The following is a 15,748-nucleotide window of genomic DNA, read 5'->3' as shown; positions in this document are numbered from 1 at the left end:
CTGCCCCAAAGACTCCGTCGAATTCGTCAGGGCAGCGGATGCCGGGCGCGGGAGATGGTCCAGACGTTGCGGTCACCGGTCCGTTCGAAGTGCACGGAATCGACGAGCATCTGGATGAGCGCGAGCCCCCTGCCCGACTCCGCGAGGTCCTCGGGAAGTGCGGGTCCGCTCAGCGTCACCGCTCCGGCCGTTCCGGTGTCGCTGATCCGGGCGCTGAGCTCGTGGTCGTCCGCGTGGATCGACAGGACGCAGGTGATGCCGGTGCCCGCTGCCGCGTGCTGGATGACGTTCGACGCGAGTTCGACGAGGGCCGTCTCGAACGCGAACCGGTCGATGTCGACGATGTCGGTGTGGTGCTCGAGCACGCGCTGCACGAAGTCCTGCACGGTGTCGATGTCGTCGGGTGGCGTGCTGAGTGCCAGGGTCGTGTCGGAATCAGTCACGGTACGCGGTCTCGGCGGTCGCGTGGTTCTGCAGGATACGGTCGAGATGGGTGAGCTCGAACACGAGCGCGACCTGCGGCGTCGCGCCGGCGATGCGGAGATCCCCACCGGCCTGCCGGGCGACCTTCAGGCCGCCGATGAGTGCTCCGAGCCCGGACGAATCCATGAAGTCGACCCCGCTCAGGTCGACGACGATCCGCACCGTCCCCGCGGTGATCGCTGCGGACACCACCTCGCGCAAGAGCGGCGCGGAGACCATGTTGAGTCGGCCGTCCGCGCGAATGACCGCCACGTTGCCGGCTATCGTTTCAGTCCGGAAATTCATTGCTCTGGGTGCTCCTCTGGTTCAGTCTCGGGCGTGAAGCCTTGATAGGTGGCCGCCTTGAACAACACGCTCAGGACGATGAGGTCGTAGACGGCCCAGAAGATGTTGACTCCGGTGCCGATCGGTTCGGCGCCGTTGACGAACAGGCGCACACAGCCGACGATGATCGCGACGACGAGCAGCACCATCACCGTGATCTGCGGTTTGATCAGGTGCCACTGCGGTCCGGTATGAGCCTGCCTGGTTTTCGGCGTCACGGCGAAGTTGAGCGGGATGCCGAGCACGACGTTGTTGAAGGCGGTGGTGCAGGCGTCGATCCACACCGGGAACAGGGCGAGGCTGTACTGCTGGCCTCGCCAGGTGGGGATGCCCCGCGCGGCGACGAAGAACAGGAGCTGGTTGGCGATCATGAACGGGATGAACCGCAGGAAGAAGTCCCAGGCGTTGGTGGACACCGGCAGGATCCCGAAAATGAGGAAGACGATCGGTGCCGCGAAATAGATGACCGCCGCGTACCCGGAGAGGTAGCTCCACATCGTGGCGAAGTACATCAGGCGCTGTGGCACGGTCATTTTCCACTGCAGGAGCGGGTTTTCCCGCAGGAAGACCTGCATGGTGCCCTGGCCCCAGCGCAGCCGCTGCGTGAGCATCGTGCCGATGTCCTCGGGGGCGAGCCCGTCGGCGAGCAGCTCGTTGTGGTAGACGCTCTTCCAGCCGAGGCCGTGCAGCCGCATCGACGTGGCCATGTCCTCGGTGACCGAGATGGTCGCGAGCGGCATCACCGGCTGGGCCTCGTGGCCGCGGTCGATCGCGATCGTGTCGAGGGCGGAGCGCACGGCCTCGAGGGCCTTGAACGGTGAGAGCTCGCGGGTGGCCAGCCTCGCGATCGTCTCCTCGACGTCGAGCAGGTACGGAGATTCCGGTCCGCCGCCCAACTCGCCGATCTCGCGCAGGTCGTCCGCGAGCGACGACACATCATTGACCACGATGCCGGCGGCTGCGGCATCCACCCGCTCGTGCAGCAGGAACGTGACCTCGGCGAGCGGCTCGTCGCGCCGGATCGCGGCGCGCGCCTGTCTGATCGCGTCGGTGACTTCCGTGAGGGCGTGCGCGACCGCGGGGGTGCGGGCGGCCGGATGCCGGCGGGCACCCCGCACCACACGGTTCGCGTCCCGGAGCGCGGTGCGGACGGAACTCTCCACCTCGCGCACGTACCCGAGAATGCCGAGGTGCATCAGGGCCTCCCGCCGCAACACGGCGTTCGACCCGCAGAAGAAGGCGGCGTTCCAGCCGTCTTTGCCCTGCTGGATCGGGCCGTAGAACAGGGGCGCCTGGCTGCCGAGCGGGTCCTCGATCGTGACGTTGCTGAAGACCTGGGGGGTCTGCACGAGCGCGACCTTGTCGTCGGTGAAGTAGCCGAGGGTGTGGTCGAGGATCTCCGGCCGGGGGATCTGGTCGGCGTCGAGGATGAGCAGGAATTCGCCCTGGGTCTCCATCAGCGCGTTGTTGACGTTTCCCGCCTTGGCGTGGCGTGGCCGGTCGATCCATTCGGCTCCTCGCGAGAGGTAGTCGATGCCGGCGGCTGCCGCGGCCGCCGCGAGCTCCGGCCGGGCGCCGTCGTCGAGCACCCAGGTGCGATGGGGGAAGGTGATCTCCCGTGCGGCGAGTGCGGTCGTCATCACGAGGTCGATCGGTTCGTTGTAGGTGGCGATGAGTACGTCGACGGTCGCGTCCGCGGCAGGCGCCGGCGGCGCGGGCCGGGTGTACGCGCGCCACATCATCATGCCGAACAGGCTGACGTCGATCAGGCTGTACGTTTCGGCGGCGACGAGGGCCACGGCGATCCACCACGCGTCCCAGTTGAGCGAGAACAGCCAGCGCCAGGCCACGTAGTTGATTCCGAGCGCGAGCGTGAGCACGACCACGATTCGCAGTGCCAGCATCCGGCTCATGGGAGCACCCCTCTCATCGCGGCACGATCCGGAACAGGAACCTGGTCCTGACCATCACCCAGAGCAGGCCCAGGATGACGACGTATGCGCCGGTGTTCAGCCAGACGTTCCCGTCCTGGAGTGCCGGGATGTTAGCGGCGATCAGGGCGAAGAACACGTGCATGATGAAGACGTACAGGGTGGCCTGCCCGAGCGGGATCAGGAACCAGCCCAGGGTGCGCGTGATCGGCCGCCAGTATGCGCTGACCAGGGCGTAGAGGCTGACGACCACGAGCATCACGTTGAGCAGGCGACCGGGCTCGAGGTTCGTGCGCCCGAAGAACGCGCCGTAGATCGAGCGGAAGAGGGTGTCCGGAACGAGTCCGAGCCGGACCGAGTATGCGCTGGGGAGGTACGGGTTGCTCCACGAGAACAGCATCAGCGCTGTCGCGAGCAGCACGATCGCCGCAGCGGCCACGAGGCCCCACCTCGAGGTGAACCAGCGGAGCAGGGCCGAACGGTGGTACCCGGCCACGATTCCGGTGACGAAGAGCACCTGCCAGGTCAGGAGCGGGAACGAGTCCTCGAACTCGGAGGGGAACAGACGCACCTCAGCGACGGCGTTGAACACGTACAGGCCCCAGCTGAGCGCGAGCACCGGCACCCACCACCGCTTCGACAGCGCCCAGAGCACGAGCGGGCAGACCAGGAGCAGTACGACGTACAGTCCCATCACGTTGAACTGCCACGGCCCGAGCCGGAGGAGTGCCAGGTCGAGGAGGATGTGCGGGTTCACCGGGTAGGTCAGCAGTTGCCCGGCGTTGGCGTAGAGATCGTAGACGTGGCCTGACGCCGAACTGCCACGCGCCCCGGTGCCCTGGTCGGTGAACGTCGTGAGGTAGTCAGCGTTGACGAAGGGCAGCCTGCTCACCGCGAAGATCAGGATCACCACTCCGAGGGCGGTGTAGTACAGCTTCCAGGCGCGCCGGCTGGTGCGGATGACCACTTCGCCGATGCCGCTCCTGGCGATCTTGGGCCGGTAGACCATGCCCAGCACGACGCCGGCGAACAAGACGAACAGCTCGGCGCCGGAGACGACACCGATGGCCTCCTGGGTGATCTCCTGGAACAGGGAGACCAGGCCGATGTGGTTGACCACGACGAACACGATCGCGAGGCCGCGCATCAGGTCGATGCGCAGGTCCCGGTCGGCCGGGCCGTCATAGCTCAGCGTAGACCGGCCGCGCCGGGCGACCGCGAGCGCGAACAGCACCGCGACCACGCCGATGACGAGTGCGGCCACGAGCCAGGTCCACCAGCCGCCGATGGTCAGCCCCTGTCCGGTGGCGGATGCCCCGGCCTCGTTCGTCGTCGTCGGCGCGAACAGCGGTCCGAGCGTGAGGTCACTTGCGGCACGGTCCGCCGCGAAGGCGGCTCGGGTGCTGTCGCCGAGCGTCACGCTCCAGTCCACGAAGGTCCCGCCGACGACCGCACGGGTCGCCGTGGTGTCCTGCCAGAGCACGGCCTTGAGGGTGGCATACCGCGGGTCGGCGACGGCGGCGAAGACCTGGCGCCACCAGTTCTGCTTCACCTCGAGTTCGCCGGGGCCGCCCGCGGACGGGCTGTAGAACGCCGCGGTCTCCAGGAGGAACGGCTTTCCGGTCGCCGTCGAATACCGGCCGAAGAAGTCGTCGTCGGCTGGGGCGTCTGCGGCGGGTGAGCCGAGGCGGGCGAGCAGCTCGCCGTCACGAGGAACGGTATTGCGCGCATCGGCGCCCGCGGTGTCGTCGTGGTAGATCGAGAGCCCCACCCAGTCCGCGACCGGGCCGGGGTAGTACGGGGAGTACGCGTCGTCGTCGCCGTCGACGGAGCCGTCCCGGTTGGTGTCGAGCTCGCGGAGCGTGTCGGTGTCCGCGGCCCGGGTACCGGTGAACGGATACCCGCCTCCCCAGTTCGGCGACCACACCATCACGGCCCCGGGCAGGCGGCGGTGCACGACGTCGGCGACGGCGGCGAAGGCCTGACGGTATGCGGAGGGTTGTTGCCCCCAGGACACCCAGGTGCTGTTCATGTCTGGGGCGAAGCGCAGGTACAGCGGGGCCGTGCTGGTACCCCGCGCGGCCGCGATGCCGTCGACCAGCCGGGCAGCGGCATCCGCGTCGATGGACAGCAGCGGCACGGTCGGGCGGATGGTGAGCAGCGCGAGGGAGCCTGCCCCGTTCGTCTTCTGCAGGAACTGGGCGCTGTAGCTCGTGTCGGCGTCCGACATCGGCATCGAGACGGAGTGCTCGTAGAAGGCGCTCGGGGAGCCGAGGCGGGACGCCTGCTCGGTGGCGCTGTCACTGCTCCAGTCGAGGATCGACCCGAAGTACGCTCCGGCGGTCGGCTCGAGGCTGACGTGAGCGCCGTCCGTCGCGGGAGTCGGCGTCGCGGTCACGGCGGGCGTCTGCGCAGGTTCCGGTGTTGCTGTTGCCGGTGCCGGTGCCGGTGCCGGTGCCGAGGTTGGGGGCGTGGCGCGTGCGGCCGTGGCCGGCGAGGCAAGGGGAAGCGCAAGCGCCAGCACAATGGCAAGCGCCGCGGCCACCCGTCGAACACGGGATCGGGAGGCGCGTGCTCTGGAAACCTGCACCTGCTACCCCCGACGTCCGGCCTGACGGCCTCCCTCGACGATGGTGCGACCTGAGCATCAGCGTAGCGGAAAACGAGGGAAAATCACCCCCGAATGAGGGTGGGGCGTGGCGGCTACATCAGTCGGTGGAGCCGGGCGGCCGGGTCACCTCTGCGAGCATCGCGTCGACCGCCTCGGCGACCGAGCCGTGCCGGAACACGAAGCCGTCGCCCTGCAGCAGGGCGCTGCTCACCCGCTGGTCCGCGAGGAGCAGCTGACGGGCGGCGTCGCGGAGAGCGAGCGTGAGTGCGAACTCCGGCACCGGCAGGAAGAACGGACGGTGCAGTGCGACCGTCACCGCCCGGATCACATCGTTCGCCGACGCCGGAGCAGGTCCGGCGAGGTTGACCGGGCCGCTGATGCTCGAGCCGAGCAGGTGCACGATGGCGGCGGCCTCGTCGTGCAGGCTGATCCACGGCCAGTGCTGGGTGCCGTGGCCGAGCGGGCCGCCGAGCCCGAGCCTGACGAGGGGGAGCAGTGGTTTCAGCGCCCCGCCGCTCGCGATGACGAGCCCGGTGCGCAGCAGGACGACCCGGGTCGGCGCCGGTGTGCGCAGTGCCTCGGCCTCCCAGGCCTCGACGACGGCCGCGAGGAAGTCGTCGGCGGGAGCGGACCGTTCGGTGAGGATCTCACCGGGCCGGTCGCCGTACACGCCGACGGCCGAACCGCTCAGGAATACCGCCGGTGGTGTGGGAGTCCTCCGGATCGCCTCGACGAGGGTGCGCGTCGCGTGGGTGCGCGAGGCCAGGATCTCGGTGCGGTACGCGCTGGTCCACGGCAGCCGGGCCAGCGAGGCCCCGGAGAGGTTGATGACCGCGTCGACCCCATCGAGGGCGGCAGGGTCGATGTCGAACACGGCGGGGTTCCAGGTCACCTCGTCGGGCCCGGTCGCCGGGTGGCGCACGAGTCGGGCGACGGTGTGGCCGGCCTCGCCGAGCTGGCGGACGAGTTCCGTGCCGATCAGCCCGGAGGCTCCGGCGATCAGTACGCGCATCGGGCGCGCCCCGCGCCTAGGCCAGTTCCGCTTCGATCGTGATCGGGATTCCGGCGAGGGCCTTCGATACCGGGCAGTTCGCCTTCGCGTCTTCGGCGAACGCCGCGAACTGTTCCTCGGTGAGGCCGGGTACGCTCGCGCTCACGAGCAGGTGGCTGCCGACGATGCCGACGCCGGCCTCGAAGGTCACGGCAGCGGTCGTCTGGATGTTCTCCGGGGTGTGCCCGGCCGCGCCGAGCCCGTTCGCGAGGGCCATCGAGAAGCACGCGGCGTGCGCGGCGCCGAGGAGTTCCTCCGGGTTGGTGGTGTTGGGGCTGCCGACACTGCGTGCCTTCCAGGTCACCGGGAATTCGGCGGCGTGGGAGGAGTCGAGTGAGACGGTGCCATGGCCGGACTTGAGGTCTCCGGTCCAGACGGTTGACGCTTCGCTGGTCAGTGCCACGGTGTTACCTCCTGGGTGTGAAAGCCCCAGCCTAACCGGGCATCCACTCAGAGGGGCAGGCTCAGTCTGGGAGTTGGCAGGGAGCCGGGTCCAGGTGCCTCAGGCCGCGGCGGGGGAGCGGCCGAGCACGCGGGCGCGCACGAGCAGCAGGTAGAGCTGGCAGCCGAGGCAGTAGTCGAAGACCGCATTCAGGAACGCGGCGATGAACGCGAGACCGGCGGCGATCCCGACGAAGGGGGCAAGGCCGAACAGTCCGAGCGCGACTCCGATGACGGACACGAACAGGCCGACGCCCTGGGCGAAGGTCGGCGGAGTGGCGTCTTCGAGTTCGGCGGGAGGTGCAAGGCGGGGGCGGACGAATCGTTTGAACAGCAGGCCGTACGGGTGCCGGCCGACTCCCGCGAATGCGCCCCAGGCGAAGAGCACCGCGAGCACGGCGAGCAGCGAGAGCGCGGCAACGGATGCCCCGGTCAGGGAGAGGAAGATCACGACGAGCAGGAGCACGGCCGTGATCGCAGCGCTGAACCGGGGGCCGCGCGGGTCGACAGGCGCGCGTCGCGGCTGAGTGGCCTGGTTTGGCGTGGGTGCGTGGTTCGAGACGGAATCACTGGGCATGAGGGCTCCCTGGCAGGTGTGACACGGTGGGGAAATTCGCCGATTCGGGTCCGGCGAGGTGGTCGAGGTGACGCAGGACATCTGCCCGGTGCGGCGGACCGCCGACGCGGGCGTGCACGCGACCCGCCCCGTCGAGGATGAGGGTCGTCGGGGTCTGCAGAACGCCGAAGCGGCTCGCGAGGTCGGCCCGGTGGGTGAGGTCTACGTCGACGTGGGCCACGCCGGGACGGCCGTCGGCGATCTGGGTGAGGAGCCGGTGGGTGCCGGGGCAGCGGCTGCAGAACTCCGTGGAGAACTGCACGAGGGTGGCCGCGGCGCCGAAGGGGACCTGGCTGCCGACATCCGCGGGGGTCAGCACGGTCGCTTCGTCGTCAGCCACGTCGCGGAACAACCCCTGGCGCGAGCGGTACACGAGGCCGAGCACGGTCGCGACCGCAACGAGGGCGACCAGGACGAGTGCGGCGCCGAAGGGGTTCATGGGGTCGACGTTACGCGGCGCGTCAGCGACGAATCTTCGTGTGACGAGAGATTACGGACGGTACCCCCCGTTAGGGTGGTACTCGTGCCTCACAATCCCCGGGCGCGTCCCTCCCGCGCCCTCCGCCATCCCGCCGCACTCGGCGCGGTCATCAGCGTCGCAGCGCTCCTCGCCGGCTGCACAGCGGCGCCCGGTCCGGCGTCTCCGACGGTTTCGTGCGCGGTCACAGGGACGACCGACCGGGTTCCGCGCACGGGTGTCCTGTTCGGGGTCAACCTGGACTGGGGCGCCGAGACCCTCGCCGAATTCAGCGGCAGCGGCCTCCGTCCCGCGGTCGCCGTCTCCTTCTCCAGCCTGCCGATGAGCGCGGACGACCGCGCCAACGTCGGGGCGGCCGCGAACCAGGTGCTCGCCAACGGCGGCGAACTCCTGCTCACCCTCGAACCCCGTGCGGGTCTTGCGGCCGTCACCCCTGCCGTGGCCGACGATCTCGGTGCCCTGCTCGGCGGGCTCAACACCCGCGGCGTGCCCGTCGTCGTGCGGTTCGCCCACGAGATGAACGGCTCCTGGTACGAGTGGGGCCAGCAGCCGACGGAATACATCGCGGCGTTCCGCAAGGTCGCGGACGCCGTGAAACGGGATGCCCCGGGTTCGGCGATGATGTGGGCGCCGAACTACGGCGGCGGCTATCCCTTCGCCGGGGGAGCGTACGCGGCGTAGCCGGGCACGCCCGATTTCACCGCTCTGGACACCGATGGCGACGGCACGCTCACCACGAGGGACGACCCCTACCTGCCGTACTACCCCGGAGACGATGTGGTGGACTGGGTCGGCATGTCCCTCTACCACTGGGGATCCGCCTACCCCTGGGGCGAGGACGAAGTGCCGGAGCCAGGCAAGTTCGCCGCCCAGCTCACCGGAACCTACGCCGGACTCGCCGGGGACGAAACCGCAACGCCCGACTTCTACGGCGTCTACGGCGACGGGCACGGCAAACCCGTCGCGATCCCGGAAACCGCGGCACTCGTGGTGTCCGGGGGAGATCCGGCCCAGGAACTGGCGATCAAGCAGGCCTGGTGGCGCCAGGTGTTCTCGGCCGACACGGCGACGAGATTCCCCAGACTGCACATGATCAACTGGTTCGAGTGGGAGAAATACGAGACCGAGATCGGGGCGCGTGTCGACTGGACCCTCGCCCGCAGTGCCGCGGTACGTTCCGCCTTTCTCAGCGATCTTCCGAGCTGGCTGATCTTCGGGCATCCGGACGAGTCCTGTGCCCAGAAGGCCGGTTAACGCCGCCGGGGCTGCCGCCGGACGTCGGCAAGGCGATAGCCTGTCCACGTGTCTATGTCTGAGAATCCGTTCGGCCAGGTCCTCGTCGCCCTGGTAACTCCCTTCACCGCCGACGGCGAGGTCGACTGGGCGGGTGTGGCGAAGCACATCGACGACGTGATCACGGCGGGCGCCGACGGCATCGTCGTCACGGGCACCACGGGGGAGACCTCGACCCTCACCGACGCGGAGAAACTGCGCCTCGTCGAGGTCGGCAAGGACGTCGCCGGCGGCCGCGCGAAGATCATCATGGGCGGTGGCTCGAACGAGACCGCGCACGCCATGCAGCTCGCCCGGCAGAGCGAGAAGGCCGGCGCCGACGGCAACATGATCGTCACCCCGTACTACAACAAGCCCACCCAGGCGGGCATCCTCACTCACTTCCGGATGATCGCCGACGCGACCGACCTGCCCGTGATCCTCTACGACATCCCCGGCCGCACCGGCGTCGCGATCGCGTACGAGACCCTCCTGCGTGCTGCGAAGCACCCCAACATCCTCGCCGTCAAGGACGCCAAGGGCGATCTCGCCCAGGTGAGCCGCGTGCTCAACCAGACCGACCTGCTGTACTTCTCCGGCGACGACCCCAACGTGCTTCCGCACCTCTCCATCGGCGCGACCGGACTGATCGGCGTGACAGCGAACATCGCGGCAACGCCATACCGGCAGATGGTCGACGCCGTCAACGCGGGCGACCTGAAGACCGCGACCGCCGCACACCAGCAGCTCGAGCCGCTCGTGCGCGCCGTGATGACCCACGTGCCCGGAACCGTCGCCGCCAAGTACATCCTGCACGGTCTCGGGCGCATCAAGAGCCCCCGCGTGCGGCTGCCCCTCGTCGGCCCCGAAGAATGGGAAGCTGCCGAGATCGAGGACGAAATCGACCTCGTCAAGAACATCCCCGGTGTGGACTTCTCCAACTTCCGCCCGGACCGCAATGCCGCCGCCGGCGGGGCCCTGCCCAAGATCGCCGGAACCACCCGCTAGCCAGCACACCGATCCACGAGGAGGGCTCATGCCCATCGACGTCTACGAACCGGCCACACTCGAACCGGGAACGCTCCGGATCATTCCGATCGGCGGCCTCGGCGAGATCGGCCGGAACATGACGTCGTTCGAGATCGACGGCAAGATCCTGATCGTCGACTGCGGTGTGCTCTTCCCCGAGGAGCACCAGCCCGGCGTCGACCTGATCCTGCCGGACTTCAGCCCGATCAGGGACCGGCTCGACGACATCCTCGGCGTGGTGCTGACGCACGGGCACGAGGACCACATCGGCGCCGTGCCGTACCTGCTCAAGCTGCGGGCGGACATCCCCCTGATCGGTTCGGGGCTCACCCTCGCGTTCATCGAGGCCAAGCTCAAGGAACACCGGATCGTGCCGTACACGCTCCAGGTCGCCGAGGGGCAGACCGAGCGGCTCGGCCCGTTCAATCTCGAGTTCGTCGCGGTCAACCACTCCATCCCGGATGCCCTCGCCGTCGCGATCAAGACCGCGGGCGGCACCGTGCTGCACACCGGCGACTTCAAGATGGACCAGCTCCCGCTCGACCACCGCCTGACCGACCTGCGCGAGTTCGCCAGGCTCGGCACCGAGGGCGTCGACCTGTTCCTCGTCGACTCCACCAACGCGGATGTCCCTGGCTTCACCGCCTCGGAGCGGTTGATCGGTCCCGTCCTCGACGACGTCATCGCCCGGGCTCCGCGCCGGGTTATCGTCGCGAGCTTCTCGAGCCACGTGCACCGGGTGCAGCAGGTGCTCGACGCCGCGCACGCCAACGGGCGCCGCGTCGCCCTGCTCGGCCGCTCCATGGTGCGCAACATGACCATCGCGGCGGACCTCGGCTACCTGACCGTGCCGGAGGGAGTGCTCGTCGACTTCAAGAAGGCCGGAAGCATCCCCGACGACAAGATCGTCTACATGTCGACCGGCTCCCAGGGCGAACCGATGGCCGTGCTCGCGCGGATGGTCAACCAGGACCACCAGGTCGAGGTCGGTCCAGGCGACACCGTCATCCTCGCGAGCTCACTCATCCCCGGCAACGAGAATGCGGTGTACCGCATCATCGACGGTCTGACCAAGCTCGGCGCCACCGTCGTGCACAAGGGCAACGCGAAGGTGCACGTCTCCGGCCACGCGGCCGCGGGGGAGCTCACCTACTGCTACAACATCCTCAAGCCGAAGAACGTGCTCCCGGTGCACGGCGAATACCGGCACCTCGTGGCCAACGCCAAGCTCGCCGCCGAGACCGGGGTACCGCCGGAGAACGTGATCCTCGCCGAAGACGGCACCGTGCTCGACCTCAGGGACGGCGTCGTGCGGAAGGTCGGACAGCTCGACCTCGGCTACGTCTACGTGGACGGCTCGACGGTCGGCGAGATCACCGAAGCCGACCTCAAGGACCGGCGCACCCTCGCAGAGGAGGGCTTCATCTCGATCATCATCGTCGTCGACGCCAAGACCGGCAATGTCATCGTCGGACCGGAGATCCACGCGAAGGGCTTCGCGGAGGACGACGCGGTCTTCGATGCGGTACTGCCCAAGATCCGGGCGGCGCTCGCCGAGGCCGCCGAGAACGGGGTGCGCGACCCGCACGCACTGCAGCAGATCGTGCGCCGCACGGTCGGTCGCTGGGTCAACGTCACGTTCCGCCGCCGCCCGATGATCGTGCCGCTCGTCATCGAGGCCTAGCCCCCGAACCCGTACCGGCAGCGGCCGCCGTGCGCCGTAGAGTCGGAGAATTCTCTGACACGCCGTGAGCCCGGCCACGGATGCCGGCGTGTCGCGAAAATCTCCGACTTTACGTTCGCGCGTGCCGGCGAAACGGATGCCGGGCGCGAGAACCCGGGGAAGCCGCGCCGCGATCACGACCGCGTGGGCTCACGCGGAATCGGCGGCTCGGCGGTACCGTGGAGTCCATGGCCACGAGCACTAAGTCGACCGGGCGCGCCCGCAACACGCCGGCACGCGGTACGCCCGCGCGCAAGCCGGCTGCCCGCACCACAGCCCAGAAGACGGTCAAGTTCGCCGCGGTCGAGACCGAACCCGGCCTCTTCGTGCGCTCCTGGCTCGCCCTCGCCCACGTCGCCGGCGCAACAGCGCGCGCTCTCGGCCCGGAAAAGCTCTCCAAAGAGGAACGCCGCGACGGCCTGCCGTTCTTCCTCGTTCTGCTCGCCGTGGCCGGCGCTGTCGTCGAATGGTTCCTGATCGACAACGCGATCGCACGCAACTTCGACGCCTGGACCTTCGGCGGGCTGTTCGGCCGGGTCGCGTTCGCCCTGCCGGTGATCCTGTTCGTCTTCGCGATCTGGTTGTTCCGCAAGCCCAGCTCCGTGCACGACAACGGGCGCATCGGCATCGGCCTGAGCCTGCTGCTCGTCTCCGTCTCCGGGCTCTGCCACGTCTACGGCGGCCAGCCGACGCCCACCCAGGGCATGAACGTGCTCGCCCTGTCCGGCGGCGTGATCGGCTGGATGATCGCAGCCCCGCTCATCGCCCTTACGACCGCGATCGGCGCCACCGTCGTCATCATCCTGCTGCTCACCCTGAGCCTGCTGATCATCACCAAGACCCCGCCGAACCGGATCGGCCAGCGTTCGCGCGAGCTCTACGCGTGGCTGTTCGGTGCAGAGCTCTCCACGGAGGACGAGCGCGCGGCGGCGAAGACCGCGAAACTCGAGCGCGCCGAGAAGACCGCGCAGGTCGAACTCGACGGTATCGACGGCGAGCCGGACGGCAACAGCGCCCTGCCCTGGTGGCGACGCAACAACAGTAAGCGCGAGGAAGACCCCGACTTCGGCGGCGCCCTCGTGTCGGATGCCGGTGCTCACGGTCCGAAGGCGGGCGACGGTGGATCAGGGGCCGGCGACGATCCGCTCAGCACCCTGCTCGGCGGCGACGGCCGCGGCGGCTTCGACAGCGCCATCGCCCCCGCGGACGGGTCCCCGGTACCGACACCGGCCACGCCGTTCTCGGTCGGGCTGTCCGGCGGCGGCGCCGGTGGCGACCACTACGGCACCGAGGTGCTCGAGGACCTCCTCCGTGCTGAGGACGCCATCAAACGCTTCACCGGTGAGATCGACGTGCCGCGCGGCTCCGACTTCGGCCTGCACGACGACGAAGCCACCGGCGACCCGGGCTCAGCGTCGGCCGCGGGGCTGACCGAGGTGCTTCCGGGACTCGAGGGCCTTGGCTCGGCGGGGGCGACCGGTGCGGTTCCCGGCGAGGACGGGCATCCGCTGCACCCGGACACCGGCGACCACCCTGCCGTGCCGTACGAACTGCCGTCGAACACGACCCTGACCGCCGGGCCTCCCGCGAAGGCGCGCTCTGCGGCCAACGACGTGATCGTCACCTCGATCACCGAGGTGCTCACCCAGTTCCAGGTCGACGCCCGGGTGACCGGGTTCTCCCGCGGCCCGACGGTGACCCAGTACGAGATCGAACTCGGCCCCGGCGTCAAGGTCGAGCGGGTCACCGCCCTCAGCAAGAACCTGTCGTATGCGGTCGCGTCCAACGAGGTGCGCATCCTCTCGCCGATCCCCGGCAAGAGCGCGATCGGCATCGAGATCCCGAACACCGACCGCGAGATCGTCACCCTCGGTGACGTGCTCCGCTCCGCGGCGGCCACGAACAGCACCCACCCGATGACCATCGGCGTCGGCAAGGACGTCGGCGGCGGCTTCGTCGTGGCCAACCTCGCCAAGATGCCCCACCTCCTCGTCGCCGGTTCGACCGGCTCCGGCAAGTCGAGCTTCGTCAACTCGATGATCACGAGCCTGCTGATGCGCGCCCAGCCGAGTGACGTGCGCATGGTGCTGATCGACCCGAAGCGGGTCGAGCTCGCCGCGTACGCCGGCGTTCCGCACCTGATCACCCCCATCATCACGAGCCCGAAGAAGGCCGCCGAAGCGCTGCAGTGGGTCGTCAAAGAGATGGACATGCGCTACGACGACCTGGCGAGCTTCGGCTTCCGCCACATCGACGACTTCAACAAGGCCGTCGTCGGCAACGAGATCGTGCTCCCGGCGGGGAGCGCCCGCACCCTCAAGCCGTACCCGTACCTGCTCGTCGTCGTCGACGAGCTCGCCGACCTGATGATGGTCGCCCCGCGCGACGTCGAAGATTCGATTGTGCGGATCACTCAGCTGGCCCGCGCCTCCGGCATCCACCTCGTGCTTGCCACCCAGCGTCCGAGCGTCGACGTCGTGACGGGCCTGATCAAGGCCAACGTGCCGTCCCGGCTCGCGTTCGCGGTGACGAGCGTCACCGACTCCCGGGTCATCCTCGACCAGCCGGGCGCAGACAAGCTCATCGGCCAGGGCGACGCTCTCTTCCTGCCGATGGGCGCGTCCAAGGCCATCCGGGTGCAGGGCGCCTGGGTCAGCGAGGCGGAGATCGAACGGGTCGTCAAGCACGTCACCCGGCAGGCCCGCCCCGACTACCGGCCCGACGTCTCGATGGAGGCGCCGCGCAAGGAGATCGACTCCGACATCGGCGACGACCTCGAGGTGCTCCTCGCCGCGGCCGAGCTCGTCGTCTCCACCCAGTTCGGTTCGACCTCGATGCTGCAGCGGAAGCTGCGCGTCGGTTTCGCCAAGGCCGGCCGCCTGATGGACCTGCTCGAATCCCGCGAGATCGTCGGCCCCTCCGAGGGGTCGAAGGCCCGCGACGTGCTCGTCTCGGTCGAACAGCTGCCGAGCGTGCTCGCCCTGCTCCGCGGCTCCGACGACGAGCACCACGCCGCAACGGCCGCCCGCCAGGCCAACGCCGCCCACGAAGCGGATGCCCGCCGCGATTCCGCGCCGGACCCCCGCTACGCAGGCGACCCCGTCGCGAAGATGAGCGAGGGCTACCCTGAGGAGGAAGCGTCGTCAGCGGACGAGGACGCCTGGAACCTCACCGGCAGGGACTGATCATGGCCACAGCATCCGAACCCGTCGCACACTCCAGCAACTGGAACCTGCCCAACCTGATCACGGTCGTGCGGATCCTGCTCGCCCCGCTGTTCATCTGGATGCTCCTCGCCGACGCCGGCCATAACGGCGCCCTGCGCTGGGCCGCCGCCGTGCTCTTCATCCTCGCGATCGCCACCGACGGGATCGACGGCGCGATCGCCCGCAAGTACAACCTCGTCACCGACCTCGGCAAGCTGCTCGACCCGATCGCCGACAAGGTGCTCACCGGGGGAGCGCTCGTCGCCCTCTCGATTCTCGGCGAACTGTGGTGGTGGGTCACGATCGTGATCCTGGTCCGTGAGCTCGGCATCACCGCGTTCCGCTTCGTCATGCTCCGCGATCGGGTCATCCCGGCCTCCCGCGGCGGCAAGCTCAAGACCATCATGCAGTCCGTCGCGATCTCGTTCTTCCTCGTGCCGCTCTGGCTCGTACTCGGCGACTGGATCCACTGGGTCAACTACGCGGCCATGGCCGTCGCCCTCGTGCTGACCGTGTCGACCGGCATCGACTACCTCGTCGCCGCCCGGCGCGTGTCGCGACAGTCCCGGAACGACAACTGATA

General features: G+C 69.0%; 14 protein-coding genes. 6 read left to right on the top strand and 8 right to left on the bottom strand.

The genetic code is table 11. From position 1 onward, the window contains the following. Positions 1-26: 26 nt before the first annotated feature. The 8 genes from QN350_RS04630 to QN350_RS04595 form a co-directional block, all read right to left on the bottom strand. The gene (locus tag QN350_RS04630) at positions 27-443 is read right to left on the bottom strand and encodes an ATP-binding protein (RefSeq protein WP_281534404.1); all 417 of its coding nucleotides are present in this window, start codon (positions 441-443) and stop codon (positions 27-29) included. Beyond that, positions 436-768, bottom strand: a complete 333-nt coding sequence (locus QN350_RS04625) for an STAS domain-containing protein (protein WP_322139409.1) — start codon at positions 766-768, stop codon at positions 436-438. The genes QN350_RS04630 and QN350_RS04625 overlap by 8 nt, the downstream gene beginning before the upstream one ends. Continuing rightward, positions 765-2,720: a glycosyltransferase gene (locus QN350_RS04620; protein WP_322139410.1), complete on the bottom strand. Its 1,956-nt coding sequence runs from the start codon at positions 2,718-2,720 to the stop codon at positions 765-767. Before QN350_RS04620 ends, QN350_RS04625 begins: the two co-directional genes overlap by 4 nt. A 13-nt stretch (positions 2,721-2,733) precedes the next feature. Then, positions 2,734-5,136, bottom strand: a complete 2,403-nt coding sequence (locus QN350_RS04615) for an OpgC family protein (RefSeq protein ID WP_322139411.1) — start codon at positions 5,134-5,136, stop codon at positions 2,734-2,736. Positions 5,137-5,446: 310 nt separating this feature from the next. After that, complete coding sequence (locus QN350_RS04610; protein WP_322139412.1) at positions 5,447-6,361, bottom strand: TIGR01777 family oxidoreductase; 915 nt, start codon at positions 6,359-6,361, stop codon at positions 5,447-5,449. A 16-nt stretch (positions 6,362-6,377) separates the two neighbouring features. Then, positions 6,378-6,803 carry an OsmC family peroxiredoxin gene (locus tag QN350_RS04605; protein WP_281534408.1) on the bottom strand — a complete coding sequence of 142 codons (426 nt, stop codon included), beginning with the start codon at positions 6,801-6,803 and terminating at the stop codon, positions 6,378-6,380. Positions 6,804-6,902: 99 nt separating this feature from the next. Further along, complete coding sequence (locus QN350_RS04600; protein ID WP_322139413.1) at positions 6,903-7,418, bottom strand: DUF4395 domain-containing protein; 516 nt, start codon at positions 7,416-7,418, stop codon at positions 6,903-6,905. After that, positions 7,408-7,896, bottom strand: coding sequence for a thioredoxin family protein (locus tag QN350_RS04595; protein WP_322139414.1), 489 nt, complete (start codon positions 7,894-7,896; stop codon positions 7,408-7,410). Before QN350_RS04595 ends, QN350_RS04600 begins: the two co-directional genes overlap by 11 nt. 84 nt (positions 7,897-7,980) lie before the next feature. On the opposite strand from QN350_RS04595, the gene QN350_RS04590 reads away from it, so the two are divergent. From QN350_RS04590 to pgsA, 6 genes are all read left to right on the top strand, one after another. Next, entirely contained in the window at positions 7,981-8,616 is a 636-nt protein-coding gene (locus QN350_RS04590) for a glycosyl hydrolase (RefSeq protein WP_322139415.1), read from the top strand. Positions 8,617-8,712: 96 nt separating this feature from the next. Further along, the gene (locus tag QN350_RS04585; RefSeq protein ID WP_323507839.1) at positions 8,713-9,189 is read left to right on the top strand and encodes a hypothetical protein; all 477 of its coding nucleotides are present in this window, start codon (positions 8,713-8,715) and stop codon (positions 9,187-9,189) included. Between the two features lie 48 nt (positions 9,190-9,237). Next, positions 9,238-10,215 (top strand): 4-hydroxy-tetrahydrodipicolinate synthase, encoded by a 978-nt coding sequence (dapA, locus tag QN350_RS04580; protein ID WP_281534411.1) that lies wholly within the window; start codon positions 9,238-9,240, stop codon positions 10,213-10,215. 28 nt (positions 10,216-10,243) lie between these two features. Then, a complete protein-coding gene (locus QN350_RS04575; protein WP_322139417.1) occupies positions 10,244-11,920 on the top strand; it encodes a ribonuclease J in 1,677 nt (558 codons plus the stop codon). A gap of 227 nt (positions 11,921-12,147) precedes the next feature. Then, on the top strand, positions 12,148-15,144 hold the full coding sequence (locus QN350_RS04570) for an FtsK/SpoIIIE family DNA translocase (protein WP_322139418.1): 2,997 nt from the start codon (positions 12,148-12,150) through the stop codon (positions 15,142-15,144). Positions 15,145-15,146: 2 nt separating this feature from the next. Then, complete coding sequence (gene pgsA / locus QN350_RS04565; RefSeq protein WP_322139419.1) at positions 15,147-15,746, top strand: CDP-diacylglycerol--glycerol-3-phosphate 3-phosphatidyltransferase; 600 nt, start codon at positions 15,147-15,149, stop codon at positions 15,744-15,746. Positions 15,747-15,748 lie beyond the last annotated feature (2 nt).

This window comes from Cryobacterium sp. 10I5 (assembly GCF_035019865.1).
Classification (GTDB): domain Bacteria; phylum Actinomycetota; class Actinomycetes; order Actinomycetales; family Microbacteriaceae; genus Cryobacterium; species Cryobacterium breve_A.
This window is presented reverse-complemented; position numbering and strand designations above follow the sequence as displayed.

What these genes read in the sequence shown, in the direction of transcription:
- QN350_RS04625 (WP_322139409.1), bottom strand. Translation starts at nt 768, where the DNA reads ATGAATTTCCGGACTGAAACGATAGCCGGCAACGTGGCGGTCATTCGC.
- QN350_RS04620 (WP_322139410.1), bottom strand. Translation starts at nt 2,720, where the DNA reads ATGAGCCGGATGCTGGCACTGCGAATCGTGGTCGTGCTCACGCTCGCG.
- QN350_RS04610 (WP_322139412.1), bottom strand. Translation starts at nt 6,361, where the DNA reads ATGCGCGTACTGATCGCCGGAGCCTCCGGGCTGATCGGCACGGAACTC.
- QN350_RS04600 (WP_322139413.1), bottom strand. Translation starts at nt 7,418, where the DNA reads ATGCCCAGTGATTCCGTCTCGAACCACGCACCCACGCCAAACCAGGCC.
- QN350_RS04595 (WP_322139414.1), bottom strand. Translation starts at nt 7,896, where the DNA reads ATGAACCCCTTCGGCGCCGCACTCGTCCTGGTCGCCCTCGTTGCGGTC.
- QN350_RS04575 (WP_322139417.1), top strand. Translation starts at nt 10,244, where the DNA reads ATGCCCATCGACGTCTACGAACCGGCCACACTCGAACCGGGAACGCTC.
- QN350_RS04570 (WP_322139418.1), top strand. Translation starts at nt 12,148, where the DNA reads ATGGCCACGAGCACTAAGTCGACCGGGCGCGCCCGCAACACGCCGGCA.
- pgsA (WP_322139419.1), top strand. Translation starts at nt 15,147, where the DNA reads ATGGCCACAGCATCCGAACCCGTCGCACACTCCAGCAACTGGAACCTG.